Annotated in this window: 14 protein-coding genes, 1 tRNA gene and 1 pseudogene; 12 read left to right on the top strand and 4 right to left on the bottom strand. The window is 49.7% G+C overall.

Translation table 11 applies throughout. The annotated features are described in order from the left end of the window. Positions 1-3: 3 nt before the first annotated feature. The 4 genes and pseudogenes from H9644_RS20055 to glmS form a co-directional block, all read right to left on the bottom strand. A complete protein-coding gene (locus H9644_RS20055; RefSeq protein ID WP_191776270.1) occupies positions 4-1,245 on the bottom strand; it encodes a methylaspartate ammonia-lyase in 1,242 nt (413 codons plus the stop codon). Then, the gene (locus H9644_RS20050; protein ID WP_191776267.1) at positions 1,245-2,690 is read right to left on the bottom strand and encodes a methylaspartate mutase subunit E; all 1,446 of its coding nucleotides are present in this window, start codon (positions 2,688-2,690) and stop codon (positions 1,245-1,247) included. Before H9644_RS20050 ends, H9644_RS20055 begins: the two co-directional genes overlap by 1 nt. Positions 2,691-2,708: 18 nt before the next feature. After that, positions 2,709-4,097, bottom strand: a pseudogene (gene glmL / locus H9644_RS20045) (methylaspartate mutase accessory protein GlmL). After that, entirely contained in the window at positions 4,097-4,546 is a 450-nt protein-coding gene (gene glmS / locus H9644_RS20040) for a methylaspartate mutase subunit S (protein WP_064528860.1), read from the bottom strand. Before glmS ends, glmL begins: the two are co-directional and overlap by 1 nt. Positions 4,547-5,929: 1,383 nt before the next feature. On the opposite strand from glmS, the gene cydA reads away from it, so the two are divergent. The 12 genes from cydA (at position 5,930) to H9644_RS19980 (ending at position 15,112) form a co-directional block, all read left to right on the top strand. Beyond that, the gene (gene cydA / locus H9644_RS20035) at positions 5,930-7,498 is read left to right on the top strand and encodes a cytochrome ubiquinol oxidase subunit I (RefSeq protein WP_064528858.1); all 1,569 of its coding nucleotides are present in this window, start codon (positions 5,930-5,932) and stop codon (positions 7,496-7,498) included. Between the two features lie 15 nt (positions 7,499-7,513). After that, on the top strand, positions 7,514-8,653 hold the full coding sequence (gene cydB / locus H9644_RS20030; protein ID WP_064528856.1) for a cytochrome d ubiquinol oxidase subunit II: 1,140 nt from the start codon (positions 7,514-7,516) through the stop codon (positions 8,651-8,653). A 14-nt stretch (positions 8,654-8,667) separates the two neighbouring features. Then, complete coding sequence (cydX, locus tag H9644_RS20025; RefSeq protein ID WP_000270283.1) at positions 8,668-8,781, top strand: cytochrome bd-I oxidase subunit CydX; 114 nt, start codon at positions 8,668-8,670, stop codon at positions 8,779-8,781. Continuing rightward, on the top strand, positions 8,781-9,074 hold the full coding sequence (gene ybgE / locus H9644_RS20020) for a cyd operon protein YbgE (protein WP_064528854.1): 294 nt from the start codon (positions 8,781-8,783) through the stop codon (positions 9,072-9,074). The genes cydX and ybgE overlap by 1 nt, the downstream gene beginning before the upstream one ends. Before the next feature lie 149 nt (positions 9,075-9,223). Then, positions 9,224-9,628: a tol-pal system-associated acyl-CoA thioesterase gene (gene ybgC / locus H9644_RS20015; protein WP_001098372.1), complete on the top strand. Its 405-nt coding sequence runs from the start codon at positions 9,224-9,226 to the stop codon at positions 9,626-9,628. Then, the gene (tolQ, locus tag H9644_RS20010; RefSeq protein ID WP_074399532.1) at positions 9,625-10,317 is read left to right on the top strand and encodes a Tol-Pal system protein TolQ; all 693 of its coding nucleotides are present in this window, start codon (positions 9,625-9,627) and stop codon (positions 10,315-10,317) included. The genes ybgC and tolQ overlap by 4 nt, the downstream gene beginning before the upstream one ends. A gap of 3 nt (positions 10,318-10,320) precedes the next feature. Next, positions 10,321-10,749 carry a colicin uptake protein TolR gene (gene tolR / locus H9644_RS20005; RefSeq protein WP_000090097.1) on the top strand — a complete coding sequence of 143 codons (429 nt, stop codon included), beginning with the start codon at positions 10,321-10,323 and terminating at the stop codon, positions 10,747-10,749. Positions 10,750-10,812: 63 nt separating this feature from the next. Continuing rightward, a complete protein-coding gene (tolA, locus tag H9644_RS20000; protein WP_191776264.1) occupies positions 10,813-12,093 on the top strand; it encodes a cell envelope integrity protein TolA in 1,281 nt (426 codons plus the stop codon). A 132-nt stretch (positions 12,094-12,225) separates the two neighbouring features. Continuing rightward, a complete protein-coding gene (gene tolB / locus H9644_RS19995; RefSeq protein ID WP_010352214.1) occupies positions 12,226-13,518 on the top strand; it encodes a Tol-Pal system beta propeller repeat protein TolB in 1,293 nt (430 codons plus the stop codon). A gap of 34 nt (positions 13,519-13,552) precedes the next feature. Next, positions 13,553-14,074 (top strand): peptidoglycan-associated lipoprotein Pal, encoded by a 522-nt coding sequence (gene pal, locus H9644_RS19990; protein ID WP_001295306.1) that lies wholly within the window; start codon positions 13,553-13,555, stop codon positions 14,072-14,074. A gap of 9 nt (positions 14,075-14,083) precedes the next feature. Continuing rightward, positions 14,084-14,872: a cell division protein CpoB gene (cpoB, locus tag H9644_RS19985; protein ID WP_191776248.1), complete on the top strand. Its 789-nt coding sequence runs from the start codon at positions 14,084-14,086 to the stop codon at positions 14,870-14,872. Positions 14,873-15,036: 164 nt separating this feature from the next. Next, positions 15,037-15,112, top strand: a tRNA-Lys gene (locus H9644_RS19980). Positions 15,113-15,218: the final 106 nt, after the last annotated feature.

Raw genomic sequence — 15,218 nt, 5'->3', positions numbered from 1 at the left:
CTGTTAATCCTTAGCCAGCATCAGCGCGATAGTCCGATTCATTTCGTTGAACACGATGTCGAGGCCTTCGTCAAACCCCATTCCCGGTTTTACCAGCATCCGCATGGGACGCGCGGCAAGAGCTACGTGGACGCAAGTACGGGCGCTGACATCGGTTTCGTTACAGGTGCCACCCTGATAGGCTTCCATTCCGTGGCTGTTGCAGTACAGAACCGCATCGACGATGTTGTGAATACTGCCCAGATCAGGCGTTTTGATTTGCACCATGTGGCAACTGGCTGCATCAGTAAAATCAACGATATCCTGGTAGGTGTTACACCATTCGTCAGCGACAATTTTCACGCCGGAACCGAGGCGCGTCAGCTCTTTGGTGATGGCAGTCAACAGGCGAATTTGGTCAGGCTTGTTACCGGCATCGACCGGACCTTCAATGTACAGCGGCAGACCTTGTGTTTCTTCTTCCAGGCTGGCGATGTATTGCGCGCAGCGAACAGGATCCATGTCGAAGATCAGACCGATGGTGCCGTATACATCGATGTGCAGGGTAGGGTGGTAGCGAGCGCTGGTGCGTTTGCTCAGAATGCGATCTGACAGCCAGCGGATATATTCGCGCAGTTTTTCCCCCTTAAAGCCCAGCTTCTCTTCGACGTTATTAATCAGTGCATGGGGCAGCACGTCGATCCCTTTGAGGATCATCTTATCGACGGCGATATACCGATCGTCGCCGCTCTGGCCAAATAAAGGAATGGATTTCGCCACGCGCGGTAGCTGCCATTCATCGCAAATTACTTCAGTTTTCAGACGACCCGTTGCCAGCGCGGTAGCGTCAAGCAGCGCCTGCGATAACCCATAGCGCACGGCGGTATGCAGCAAGTTGCCGTTAACACGCAGCTTGTCGAAAAAACGGGCGTTCGGCACAAACGCATCCACATCGCGGTCTTCCAGTAACGGTTTGATATGGTCATTAAGGAACGGAATAAAATGCTCTGCGAGGAACAGCGGATCGCGACCGCCTGCTCCGGAGTACTGCACCGCAGCACAATCACCAACCGCGACTGCACCATTTTCCAGAATCAACTGAACTGAAACGCATTCCCCAGCCTGACGAACTGCGCTAAAACCAGACGTAACCGGCTCTCCGGTATAAAAAAATCCGTCGTGACCCGCTCCGTTTTTTATCGCCTGCTGGTCATCGAAATAGAATGAGGAGTAGCCAGCGGTGAACAGGGCCTGTTTTATTTTCATTATGGTCTTCCTATTAATTTACTGTGGGATACAGCATTGATGTCATCTACAACCATCTGGAATGTCGGTTGGCGTCCTTCAACGCGTGCGCGTTCGGCAACATAATCGTGGTGAAGGTCGAGAATGTCTTTTGGCAACGGAACGGCGCCAGCTTCCAGCACGCGTATTGCGCCGGTGTTGTCGCGGACCGGAAGAATTTTGCCCGCGTTGCAGGCGGCTGGCGCAAAAGGCACATCCAGTACGCCCGCTTCAAATGCCAGCACCGTACCGCGCGCGATATCCCCATTCCCCAGTTCGAACACTTTATTCAGCACGGCGCGAACTTCGCTCTTAATCAGCTCAACTTCCAGTTCCACCGCAGGACACGGCGGGAATTTCTGATCGCTAACCATATTGAGCATTTGGCGGGAGGCTTTCAGCCCCTGCACGTTGGCGGCAGCGGTAGGGATGCCCCAGGCTTCATGCGGACTCTTGGTTATCACTTTTGTTGCGCCCGACATTCCGGCAACCGCCGCGCCCCAGGAGATAATCGCGAACGCTTTTGACTCGTCTTCCGGGAAACCGCCCATCCACTGGTGGAACACCGTACTTAATTCGTAATCTGCATAGCCATGGTTCTGGAAGTATTCGTGAGCGAGTTCACGCAAAGACTGGATCGCCGCAATATCTTGCGTCAGGCTTCCGACCTGACCATAACCGACGGTGATAGATTTCACGCCCTGTTCCAGCGCCAGCAAGCCCTCGATTATCGCAATAGAGTGCGAGATAAACGGTGGAATTAAGGTACCTGTAAGCGGGCCAAACGGTTCGCGGTTGATGCGAATACCGTACTCTTCATACAGCCCCATTAAACGGTCGCAGTACTGCCAGTCGCGGATCGATTTTTCCAGTGTCACGCGTTTGGCATACGGAATATTGTAGGAAATGCCGCCGCCTTCATAGCTGGTGAAGCCGCTGGCCATTGAAATTTCAGCCAGCAGCCGCGCATCTGGTGTGCCGTGGCGGATCTGTAGCGGTTTTTGCAGGGTTTCGGTCAGACGACGACATGCTGCGACGCCGTGGTTAACCACCGGTAAACCGTTCAGTTTAGAGGTTCCGGCTTCGATGGATTTTTTAATCCCTATCGCGGCTTCTTCGTAACGATTCAGACGGGTATAGGCATCGATGGTGCTCGGCAGCAGATCACACTCATCTTGCAGAGTTTTGAGTAGTTCGATGTGTTCGTCCATCAACGCCACGCCTGCGCGCGGTTGGCTAAGTGTTTTACCTTCCAGGTCTGCTTTCAGTAGGGCAAGGGAAAAGCGTTTATGATCAGGAATGGTTTGTTGATATTTAACGCCATCTTCGAAGTTTTCAACATCCTTGCCGGTTTCCCAGGTTTTCAGTACCTGTTGCCGCTCGGTCATGAATTCGTCATGGGTTAATTTCTTATTTCGAAGTTCCATTGATTGCTGCCTTAATTGTTATAGGGTTAAGCATTGAATACTGGTACGCGCGGCGGCCTGCGGATCTACTCTGGCGACGTTTGCCAGCAGTGGAAATAGCCCCCGTGGATCTCGGTAATATTCAAATTCGGTCGGTAAGAGAATGCGTTTGCCGTCGTCGTTTAACTCGCGGTGTTTCAACCAACGATGAATATCAAACTGGCTTGCGCGCGACAGCTATCCACCGGAACCAACGACTTTGCGCACGGTGGTCAGGTCGCGTCCCATCTGTAAATCGACATTGCCGACGCAGGTGCAGACCTCTTTTTTGGTGCCGGCATGACGTTCAGTGGCGTAACCTACGCGCAGCCCGGCCAGCACAGTATCGAAATATTTTTCTTCTGCGTTAGTGGGTAAATGATCGGGATGTGCGACTAAATGACGGAGATAATGATAAAAAGCGTCCTGCTGTGTGGGGTGCTGAGAAAAGAGCACATTAACTAAGTCTTTTGCGCTTTCACCAACCACTATGGCTGAGACGCGCATTCCCAGATCGCCTTCAACGGTCCGTTTTACGAATGGTTCCGGTACGCCGTGTAAAACGGTGTCGGGCGAGAGATTATTGGCGCAGGCAGAATACATATCGGTGGTTGCGCCGCCCATGTCGATCAGCATGAACTCTTTCCAACTGCTATCGACATTACTGATTGCCTTAACCAGTTCAAAAACTGTCCACGGCGTCGGCATCGGCTCTTCGCCCGTTTCATCAACAATTACATCCAGCCCTTTTCCTTTAACAATGCGTTTGAGGAAAATGTCGCAGATGGCCTGACGTGCGGCGAAAGGGGAGGGATTTTCAAGATCAGGCAGGACGTTATCGACGATGGTCAGATCTTTATGCCCGAGGATGTCCTGTATGTTGTCCTGAATATCCCGGTTTCCGGCATAAATAATGGCGCAATCGAGTTTTGATTCCGCCAGCACACGGGCGTTATTTAGCCCGTAACTCTCTTCTCCGCCATCGGTGCCGCCCGTGAACAAGAGGATATCGGGTGGTGACTCTTCCAGCGCCTGAATATCACGGCGGTTCAGCTTGTAGGAGTAATTCTGCGCAATTTTAGCGCCAGCAGAGTGAGCGGTTACTTTCGCGGATTCCAGGGTAATAGAAGGCACTAATCCCATTGCGGCAACCGCCAGTCCACCTTTGGCTGAAGAGGAGTACTTCAATGCGACTTCGCCACTTTTTAACAGGGGGAGGGCGTTATTTACGTTTAACACCTGATTCAGGCTTGAGAAAAAACCATCGGCCAGATGACGCGTGGTGGTTGGAGTCAGAACGTGGTTAACCAGCGTTAACGCGTCCCCCTCCCGGGTAAAGAGGGCAGCTTTGGTCCACGTCGATCCAATATCGACAGAGACGATTTGCATCAGATGGCCTCTTCGAAAATACGTGTTTCAACACCATGACGCTGGTTGATATCGTTGGCCATCAGCTGGCAGACATCTTCTAAGTCATGACTGGGGGCGAAGACGCGGTCAAAACCCATCTCTTTGAATTTGATTTCCACGTCGGCGAAGTCATGTTTACCCACCACCAGGTTACCGCCTACATAGAGCAGAATGTCGCCAAGTCCACGTTCGATGCAGCGTTCACGCATGCCCAGACAGTCGATATCACCATGTCCATAGATAGAGGAAACCACTATCGCGTCAGCGCCAGTTTCAATGGCGGCATCAATATATTCATCCTGGCTGACCATTACGCCCAGGTTAATGACTCTGAAGTCGTGGGAAGTAAAAACGCGATCCAGAACTTTATTGCCAACTGCATGGCAGTCGGCACCAATAACGCCCAGCACAAGTGTTGCTTTCTTCATGGGGAATCCTTTGTAAGACAGAGAGAGGGTAAAATAAGTTACACACGTCGTATTTATGGCCGTTTTCTGCGGCACATGATTAATAACACTGGAGTGTCTTTGTCCTGTCGTCAGGTTGCAATTGATCTATTTTCAAAATATTTTTCGAAAAATGCTTGTTTATGTGGTTGCTTTAAATATGACAGTTATTTCAACTATTTACATATATGGCTGTTATTGATTTTAATTTTTCAAATTATATTGATTTAATGTGTTGATATATTTGTGATCAACATCTGATTTGCATTTTTGTGAGAGTGGGCTGGTTATAAAAGCAGTTCCATAAAGTTGGCTGTGCATTATTAATACAATTTACTGCCGTATTAACATAGAATTGTAACGGTAATGTTGAAAGTAACAAATGGTTAATAACTCATTTGGGGGGGCTATTCATTGGACATAATTAATCATCTCTAATGAAATGATTATTCTGGACCAGTCGAGCGTATTACTTAGAGGGGGCTGGTGTTCAATAACGTTCAGATATAATACCGTTTCATTGTCTCGCCTTGCAGTTGGGCTAATAAAAATAATTTACATATAACAACACAGGATAAACTTAGTTATTGAATCTCATGTTGTTTGGTGTTGGGTCACTGAGCTGTTCGTTGAATATAAGAATGGAAAAATACTTATATCAGATGCAATTTCGCTTAAAAATTTTCTTTTCTTCTCCCTGCAATCTACAAATCAATCCTTTAATGTGATTATTAGCAAGAAAACAATAACATTCCGGGGATAAAGATTGGTGCTCATAAAGACAACAATCAATTAACTTTGATAAAAATATGTTATGTAAAATGAAAACAAATTGGCTAATCTAATCAATTAGTATTATAAAAAGTCGGCAAGGTGCTTTTGTTAAATAAAGTACTGGTTTTTTATCTATATCTTTCCTGGTGGATAAATATTTTGCACTTATATATCACAATAAATTAACAATAAAATCATCAGTAATCTATAGTTTACATGTGATTAACATATTTGATTGATTTTGATATAAATCAATTTTTAAATCTTGAAAAAAATCAGTAAAATGCGATAAATTGTTGTAGATCAAATTGGTGGGGTAGTGACAATTTCGCTATAAATTGATCACTGTCGAAAAATGCAAATTTGCTCAATAAAAACCTGTTTATTGTAAGGATTTTGCAGCGTAATATAATTGCGGGATCAATTTGGTTTATTCATTAACATATTTGTAACTTTTTATCATTGTCTTTTCCTCTTTTGATGAAGTGGCAACGATAGGGGCGAGCAAATACATTTGTATTGGGGCATGCGTGTGACCCTTTCTAACGGGGTTCACTCTCGGAGTCTTCATGCGATGAGCAAGGAGTCATGATGTTAGATATAGTCGAACTGTCGCGCTTACAGTTTGCCTTGACCGCGATGTACCACTTCCTTTTTGTGCCACTGACGCTCGGTATGGCGTTCCTGCTGGCCATTATGGAAACGGTCTACGTCCTTTCCGGCAAACAGATTTATAAAGATATGACCAAGTTCTGGGGCAAGTTGTTTGGTATCAACTTCGCTCTGGGCGTGGCAACCGGTCTGACCATGGAGTTCCAGTTCGGGACTAACTGGTCTTACTATTCCCACTATGTAGGGGATATCTTCGGTGCGCCGCTGGCAATCGAAGGTCTGATGGCCTTCTTCCTCGAATCCACCTTTGTAGGTCTGTTCTTCTTCGGTTGGGATCGTCTGGGTAAAGTTCAGCATATGTGTGTCACCTGGCTGGTGGCGCTCGGTTCAAACCTGTCCGCTCTGTGGATTCTGGTCGCGAACGGCTGGATGCAAAACCCAATCGCGTCGGATTTCAATTTCGAAACCATGCGTATGGAGATGGTGAGCTTCTCCGAGCTGGTGCTTAACCCGGTTGCTCAGGTGAAATTCGTTCACACTGTAGCGTCTGGTTATGTGACTGGCGCGATGTTCATCCTCGGTATCAGCGCATGGTATATGCTGAAAGGCCGTGACTTCGCCTTCGCAAAACGCTCCTTTGCTATCGCTGCCAGCTTCGGTATGGCTGCCGTTCTGTCTGTTATTGTTCTGGGTGATGAATCTGGTTACGAAATGGGCGACGTGCAGAAAACCAAACTGGCTGCAATTGAAGCCGAGTGGGAAACTCAACCTGCGCCTGCTGCCTTTACTCTGTTCGGTATTCCTGATCAGGATGAGCAGACGAACAAATTTGCGATCCAGATCCCTTACGCTCTGGGTATTATCGCAACGCGTTCCGTGGATACACCGGTTATCGGCCTGAAAGAGCTGATGGTGCAGCATGAAGAACGCATCCGTAACGGGATGAAGGCATACTCTCTGCTCGAGCAACTGCGTTCTGGTTCTACCGACCAGGCTGTCCGTGACCAGTTCAATAGTATGAAGAAAGACCTTGGCTACGGTCTGCTGCTGAAACGCTATACGCCGAATGTGGCTGATGCGACTGAAGCGCAGATTCAACAGGCAACCAAAGACTCCATTCCGCGTGTAGCGCCGCTGTACTTCGCGTTCCGTATCATGGTGGCGTGTGGCTTCCTGCTGCTGGCAATCATTGCGCTTTCCTTCTGGAGTGTCATCCGCAATCGTATTGGCGAGAAAAAATGGCTGCTGCGCGCCGCGCTGTACGGTATGCCGCTGCCGTGGATTGCTGTAGAAGCTGGCTGGTTCGTTGCTGAATATGGTCGCCAACCGTGGGCTATCGGTGAAGTGCTGCCTACCGCCGTGGCGAACTCGTCACTGACCGCAGGCGACCTCATCTTCTCGATGGTACTGATTTGCGGTCTGTATACCCTGTTCCTGGTGGCAGAATTGTTCTTAATGTTCAAATTTGCACGCCTTGGCCCAAGCAGCCTGAAAACCGGTCGCTATCACTTTGAGCAGTCTTCCACGACTACTCAGCCGGCACGCTAAGACAGGAGTCGTCAAATGATCGATTATGAAGTATTGCGTTTTATCTGGTGGCTGCTGGTTGGCATTCTGCTGATTGGTTTTGCAGTCACTGACGGTTTCGACATGGGGGTGGGCATGCTCACCCGTTTCCTCGGTCGTAACGACACCGAGCGTCGAATTATGATTAACTCCATCGCACCACACTGGGACGGTAACCAGGTTTGGCTTATCACCGCGGGCGGCGCGCTGTTTGCTGCCTGGCCGATGGTCTATGCCGCTGCGTTCTCCGGCTTCTATGTCGCGATGATCCTCGTGCTGGCGTCTTTGTTCTTCCGTCCGGTCGGTTTTGATTATCGTTCCAAGATTGAAGACACCCGTTGGCGCAACATGTGGGACTGGGGCATCTTCATTGGTAGCTTCGTTCCGCCGCTGGTGATTGGCGTGGCGTTCGGTAACCTGTTGCAGGGCGTACCGTTCAACGTGGATGAATATCTGCGTCTGTACTACACCGGTAACTTCTTCCAGCTGCTTAATCCGTTCGGCCTGCTGGCTGGTGTGGTGAGCGTCGGGATGATCATCACTCAGGGCGCAACCTATCTGCAAATGCGTACCGTGGGCGAACTGCACCTGCGTACCCGTGCAACGGCTCAGGTGGCGGCGCTGGTGACACTGGTGTGCTTCGCACTGGCTGGTGTATGGGTGATGTACGGTATCGATGGTTATGTCGTGAAATCGACAATGGACCATTACGCAGCCTCTAACCCGCTGAATAAAGAAGTGGTTCGTGAAGCTGGCGCATGGTTGGTGAACTTCAACAATATGCCGATTCTGTGGGCTATTCCGGCGCTGGGTGTTGTTCTGCCGCTGCTGACCATCCTGACTGCACGTATGGATAAAGCCGCGTGGGCGTTTGTGTTCTCCTCCCTGACGTTGGCCTGCATCATCCTGACTGCCGGTGTCGCAATGTTCCCGTTTGTGATGCCGTCCAGCACCATGATGAATGCAAGTCTGACAATGTGGGATGCAACTTCCAGCCAGCTGACGCTTAACGTTATGACCTGGGTTGCGGTGGTTCTGGTTCCGATCATTCTTCTCTACACCACCTGGTGTTACTGGAAAATGTTCGGACGTATCACCAAAGAAGACATTGAACGTAACACCCACTCTCTGTACTAAGTAAGGAGCTAATAATGTGGTATTTCGCATGGATTCTGGGAACGCTTCTTGCCTGTTCGTTTGGGGTAATCACCGCGCTGGCGCTTGAGCACGTCGAATCAGGTAAAGCCGGTCAAGAAGACAGCTAATGAGTAAGATTATCGCAACGTTGTATGCGGTAATGGAAAAGCGCCCCTTGCGGGCGCTTTCCTTAGTGATGGCACTTCTGTTAGCAGGATGTATGTTTTGGGACCCATCACGTTTTGCCGCGAAGACCAGTGAACTGGAAATCTGGCATGGATTATTGCTGATGTGGGCCGTCTGCGCAGGCGTAATTCACGGCGTGGGTTTTCGTCCGCAGAAGGTTCTTTGGCAAGGGATTTTTTGCCCACTGCTTGCCGATATTGTTCTCATTGTCGGGCTGATTTTCTTCTTCTTTTAAATCAGAATTCTCTTTAAAAATTTATGGACCTTCAACAGTCCATAAATTTTTACGCTCCCTTAACTTGCCCTCATTCCCAAACCTCAATCGCACGCGTATAGTAGCAGCGTTTAAAAGTTCTAACTTTTGTTGCATTACCGGGATGTAAAGTGAATACAACGCTGTTTCGATGGCCGGTTCGCGTCTACTATGAAGATACCGATGCCGGTGGTGTGGTGTACCACGCCAGTTACATCGCTTTTTATGAAAGAGCACGTACAGAGATGCTGCGTCATCATCACTTCAGTCAACAGGCGCTGATGGCTGAACGCGTTGCCTTCGTGGTGCGTAAGATGACGGTGGAATATTACGCACCTGCGCGGCTCGACGATATGCTCGAAATACAGACTGAAATAACATCAATGCGTGGCACCTCTTTGGTTTTCACGCAACGTATTGTCAACGCTGAGAATACTCTGCTGAATGAAGCCGAGGTTCTGATTGTTTGCGTTGACCCACTCAAAATGAAGCCTCGTGCGCTTCCCAAGTCTATTGTCGCGGAGTTTAAGCAGTGACTGACATGAATATCCTTGATTTGTTCCTGAAGGCGAGCCTTCTGGTTAAACTTATCATGTTGATTTTGATTGGTTTTTCAATCGCATCCTGGGCCATTATTATCCAGCGGACCCGTATTCTTAACGCCGCAGCTCGTGAAGCAGAAGCGTTTGAGGATAAATTCTGGTCTGGAATCGAACTTTCTCGCCTCTATCAGGAGAGCCAGGGAAAACGAGATAATCTCTCGGGGTCGGAACAAATCTTTTACAGTGGGTTCAAAGAATTTGTGCGCCTACATCGTGCCAACAGCCATGCACCGGAAGCCGTAGTGGAAGGTGCGTCGCGCGCGATGCGTATTTCCATGAACCGTGAGCTGGAAAGTCTGGAAACGCACATTCCGTTCCTCGGCACGGTGGGTTCTATCAGCCCATATATCGGTCTGTTTGGTACAGTCTGGGGGATCATGCATGCCTTTATCGCTCTCGGCGCGGTGAAGCAGGCAACACTGCAAATGGTTGCGCCAGGCATCGCAGAAGCGTTGATTGCCACAGCTATCGGTCTGTTCGCCGCTATTCCAGCGGTTATGGCCTACAACCGCCTCAACCAGCGCGTAAACAAACTGGAACTGAATTACGACAACTTTATGGAAGAGTTTACCGCGATTCTGCACCGCCAGGCGTTTACCGTTAGCGAGAGCAACAAGGGGTAAGCCATGGCCAGAGCGCGTGGACGAGGTCGTCGCGATCTCAAGTCCGAAATCAACATCGTACCGTTGCTGGACGTACTGCTGGTGCTGCTGCTGATCTTTATGGCAACGGCGCCAATTATTACCCAGAGCGTGGAGGTCGATCTGCCAGACGCTACTGAATCACAGGCAGTGAGCAGTAACGATAATCCGCCTGTGATTGTTGAAGTGTCTGGTATTGGTCAGTACACCGTGGTGGTTGAGAAAGATCGTCTGGAGCGTTTACCACCAGAACAGGTGGTGGCAGAAGTGTCCAGTCGTTTCAAGGCCAACCCGAAAACGGTCTTTCTGATCGGTGGCGCAAAAGATGTGCCTTACGATGAAATAATTAAAGCGCTGAACTTGTTACACAGTGCGGGTGTGAAATCGGTTGGTTTAATGACGCAGCCTATTTAAGCATCTGCGTTTCCCTTGCTTTAAGAGAGCGGGTAACAGGCGAACAGTTTTTGGGAACCGAGAGTGTCAAAGGCAACCGAACAAAACGACAAGCTCAAACGGGCGATAATTATTTCAGCAGTGCTGCATATCATTTTATTTGCGGCGCTGATCTGGAGTTCGTTCGATGAGAACATAGAAGCTTCAGCCGGTGGCGGCGGTGGTTCATCCATCGACGCCGTCATGGTTGATTCAGGCGCAATAGTTGAGCAGTACAAGCGCATGCAAAGCCAGGAATCAAGTGCGCAGCGTTCTGAAGAACAGCGTAAGAAACAGGAGCAGCAGGCTGCTGAAGAGTTGCGCGAGAAACAAGCTGCAGAACAGGAACGCCTGAAGCAAATTGAAAAAGAACGTTTAGCAGCTCAGGAGCAGAAAAAGCAGGCTGAAGAAGCGGCTAAACAAGCTGAGTTAAAGCAAAAACAAGCGGAAGAGGCGGCAGCGAAAGCTGCGGCAGATGCTAAAGCGAAGGCCGAAGCGGATGCTAAAGCTGCGGAAGAAGCAGCGAAGAAAGCAGCTGCGGACGCGAAGAAAAAAGCAGAAGCAGAAGCCGCCAAAGCCGCAGCAGAAGCGCAGAAAAAAGCTGAGGCCGAAGCCGCCAAAGCTGCAGCGGCGCTGAAGAAGAAAGCGGAAGCGGCAGAAGCAGCCGCTGCGGAAGCTAGAAAGAAAGCAGCTGCTGAAGCTGCTGAAAAGGCGAAGGTAGAAGCTGAGAAGAAAGCGGCTGCTGAAAAGGCGGCTGCGGATAAGAAAGCAGCCGCAGAGAAAGCCGCAGCCGAGAAAAAAGCAGCGGCAGAAAAAGCGGCTGCTGAAAAGGCTGCCGCTGATAAGAAAGCCGCTGCAGAAAAAGCCGCCGCAGACAAAAAAGCGGCAGCGGCAAAAGCAGCAGCTGAAAAAGCGGCTGCAGCAAAAGCTGCCGCAGAGGCAGATGATATTTTCGGTGAACTAAGCTCTGGTAAGAATGCACCGAAAACGGGGGGAGGGGCGAAAGGGAACAATGCTTCGCCTGCCGGGAGTGGTAATACTAAAAACAATGGCGCATCAGGCGCAGATATCAATAACTATGCCGGGCAGATTAAATCTGCTATCGAAAGTAAGTTCTATGATGCTTCGTCTTATGCAGGTAAAACCTGTACGTTGCGCATAAAACTGGCACCAGATGGCATGTTACTGGATATCAAACCTGAAGGTGGCGATCCCGCACTTTGTCAGGCTGCACTGGCAGCAGCTAAACTTGCGAAGATCCCAAAACCACCAAGCCAGGCAGTATATGAAGTGTTCAAGAACGCACCATTGGACTTCAAACCGTAATCGCGATGTTGGGCGTCACGGCGGTCAACATCAGACACCGGTTATCGTCGGGTTCTGGTAGTTTTGTGTATTTGAGTTTGTTAACATTCTGCTAAATTATCGTGGGCTATCTGTCCAGATAAGGGAGATATGATGAAGCAGGCATTACGAGTAGCATTTGGTTTTCTCATACTGTGGGCGTCAGTTCTGCATGCTGAAGTCCGCATTGTGATCGACAGTGGTGTAGATTCCGGTCGTCCTATTGGTGTCGTTCCATTCCAGTGGGCGGGACCAGGTGCGGCACCTGAAGATATTGGCGGCATCGTTGCTGCTGACTTGCGTAACAGCGGTAAATTTAATCCGTTAGATCGCGCTCGTCTGCCTCAACAGCCAGGTAGCGCGCAGGAAGTTCAACCGGCTGCATGGTCTGCGCTGGGCATTGACGCTGTCGTTGTAGGTCAGGTAACTCCGAATCCGGACGGTTCTTATAATGTCGCTTATCAGCTGGTTGATACCGGCGGTGCACCGGGTACTGTACTTGCTCAGAACTCATACAAAGTAAACAAGCAATGGCTGCGTTACGCTGGTCATACCGCCAGTGATGAAGTGTTTGAAAAACTGACCGGCATTAAAGGTGCGTTCCGTACCCGTATTGCCTATGTTGTTCAGACCAATGGCGGCCAGTTCCCGTATGAGTTGCGCGTGTCTGACTATGATGGCTACAACCAGTTTGTGGTTCACCGTTCTCCGCAGCCGCTGATGTCTCCGGCGTGGTCACCGGACGGTTCTAAACTGGCATATGTTACCTTCGAAAGCGGTCGTTCCGCGCTGGTTATCCAGACGCTGGCTAACGGTGCGGTGCGTCAGGTTGCTTCATTCCCGCGTCACAACGGTGCGCCTGCATTCTCGCCAGACGGCAGCAAACTGGCTTTCGCGCTGTCTAAAACCGGTAGCCTGAATCTGTACGTAATGGATTTAGCCTCTGGTCAAATCCGTCAGGTGACAGATGGTCGCAGCAACAACACCGAACCGACCTGGTTCCCGGACAGTCAGAACCTGGCCTTTACCTCTGACCAGGCCGGTCGTCCGCAGGTTTATAAAGTGAATATCAACGGCGGTGCGCCGCAACGTATTACCTGGGAAGGTTCGCAGAACCAGGATGCGGATGTCAGCAGCGACGGTAAATTTATGGTAATGGTCAGCTCCAATGGTGGGCAGCAGCACATTGCCAAACAAGATCTGGTAACGGGAGGCGTACAAGTTCTGTCCTCAACGTTCCTGGATGAAACGCCAAGTCTGGCACCTAACGGCACTATGGTAATCTACAGCTCTTCTCAGGGGATGGGATCCGTGCTGAATTTGGTTTCTACAGATGGGCGTTTCAAAGCGCGTCTTCCGGCAACTGATGGACAGGTCAAATTCCCTGCCTGGTCGCCGTATCTGTGATAATAATTAATTGAATAGTAAAGGAATCATTGAAATGCAACTGAACAAAGTGCTGAAAGGGCTGATGATTGCTCTGCCTGTTATGGCAATTGCGGCATGTTCTTCCAACAAGAACGCCAGCAATGACGGCAGCGAAGGCATGCTGGGTGCCGGCACTGGTATGGATGCGAACGGCGGAAATGGCAACATGTCTTCCGAAGAGCAGGCTCGTCTGCAAATGCAACAGCTGCAGCAGAACAACATCGTTTACTTCGATCTGGACAAATACGATATCCGTTCTGACTTCGCTCAAATGCTGGATGCACACGCAAACTTCCTGCGTAGCAACCCGTCTTACAAAGTCACCGTAGAAGGTCACGCGGACGAACGTGGTACTCCGGAATACAACATCTCCCTGGGTGAACGTCGTGCAAACGCCGTTAAGATGTACCTGCAGGGTAAAGGCGTTTCTGCAGACCAGATCTCCATCGTTTCTTACGGTAAAGAAAAACCTGCAGTACTGGGTCATGACGAAGCGGCATACTCCAAAAACCGTCGTGCGGTACTGGTTTACTAAGAGAATTGCATGAGCAGTAACTTCAGACATCAACTATTGAGTCTGTCGTTACTGGTTGGTATAGCGGCCCCCTGGGCCGCTTTTGCTCAGGCACCAATCAGTAGTGTCGGCTCAGGCTCGGTCGAAGACCGTGTCACTCAACTTGAGCGTATTTCTAATGCTCACAGCCAGCTTTTAACCCAACTCCAGCAACAACTCTCTGATAATCAGTCCGATATTGATTCCCTGCGTGGTCAAATTCAGGAAAATCAGTATCAACTGAATCAGGTCGTGGAGCGGCAAAAGCAGATCCTGTTGCAGATCGATAGCCTCAGCAGCGGTGGCGCAGCGGCACAATCAACCAGCGGCGATCAAAGCGGGGCGGCGGCAACGACGCCGACAGCTGATGCAGGTACTGCAAATGCTGGCGCGCCGGTGAAAAGCGGCGATGCAAACACTGATTACAATGCAGCTATTGCGCTGGTGCAGGATAAATCCCGCCAGGATGATGCGATGGTGGCATTTCAGAATTTCATCAAAAATTATCCTGATTCAACTTACCTGCCCAACGCCAATTATTGGCTGGGTCAGTTAAACTACAACAAGGGTAAGAAAGATGATGCGGCGTACTATTTTGCTTCGGTGGTGAAAAACTATCCGAAGTCACCAAAGGCTGCAGATGCGATGTTTAAAGTCGGCGTCATCATGCAGGATAAAGGTGACACCGCGAAAGCAAAAGCCGTGTATCAGCAGGTTATCAGTAAATACCCTGGTACTGATGGCGCTAAACAGGCGCAAAAACGTCTGAACGCCATGTAATGCATAACACGCGACCAGAAGTCGCATTATTTCTGGTCGTGTCGTGCGAATCATAAGCAGTTGAGTGATCTACATCGAAATTTTTGTTGCGCTCAAGTCTGAAATCAGTAATATATGCCGCCGTTGCCACGGGATATCAAACAAACCAAAAGCAACGCAAAAGTGGGTCGTTAGCTCAGTTGGTAGAGCAGTTGACTTTTAATCAATTGGTCGCAGGTTCGAATCCTGCACGACCCACCACTAACATAGTTAGTTGTAGTATCCAGCGTAGTATCGGGTGATTAGCTCAGCTGGGAGAGCACCTCCCTTACAAGGAGGGGGTCGGCGGTTCGATCCCGTCATCACC

The organism is Escherichia whittamii (assembly GCF_014836715.1).
Classification (GTDB): Bacteria; Pseudomonadota; Gammaproteobacteria; order Enterobacterales; family Enterobacteriaceae; genus Escherichia; species Escherichia whittamii.
Note: the sequence above shows the minus strand (reverse complement) of the source record. Positions and strands in the feature narration are given on the sequence as shown.

Excerpts from the sequence above, each read along its gene's own strand:
- cydB (WP_064528856.1), top strand. The coding sequence starts at position 7,514 with ATGATCGATTATGAAGTATTGCGTTTTATCTGGTGGCTGCTGGTTGGC.
- tolB (WP_010352214.1), top strand. The coding sequence starts at position 12,226 with ATGAAGCAGGCATTACGAGTAGCATTTGGTTTTCTCATACTGTGGGCG.
- ybgE (WP_064528854.1), top strand. The coding sequence starts at position 8,781 with ATGAGTAAGATTATCGCAACGTTGTATGCGGTAATGGAAAAGCGCCCC.
- H9644_RS20055 (WP_191776270.1), bottom strand. The coding sequence starts at position 1,245 with ATGAAAATAAAACAGGCCCTGTTCACCGCTGGCTACTCCTCATTCTAT.
- H9644_RS20050 (WP_191776267.1), bottom strand. The coding sequence starts at position 2,690 with ATGGAACTTCGAAATAAGAAATTAACCCATGACGAATTCATGACCGAG.
- cydX (WP_000270283.1), top strand. The coding sequence starts at position 8,668 with ATGTGGTATTTCGCATGGATTCTGGGAACGCTTCTTGCCTGTTCGTTT.
- cydA (WP_064528858.1), top strand. The coding sequence starts at position 5,930 with ATGTTAGATATAGTCGAACTGTCGCGCTTACAGTTTGCCTTGACCGCG.
- cpoB (WP_191776248.1), top strand. The coding sequence starts at position 14,084 with ATGAGCAGTAACTTCAGACATCAACTATTGAGTCTGTCGTTACTGGTT.
- tolR (WP_000090097.1), top strand. The coding sequence starts at position 10,321 with ATGGCCAGAGCGCGTGGACGAGGTCGTCGCGATCTCAAGTCCGAAATC.
- pal (WP_001295306.1), top strand. The coding sequence starts at position 13,553 with ATGCAACTGAACAAAGTGCTGAAAGGGCTGATGATTGCTCTGCCTGTT.
- glmS (WP_064528860.1), bottom strand. The coding sequence starts at position 4,546 with ATGAAGAAAGCAACACTTGTGCTGGGCGTTATTGGTGCCGACTGCCAT.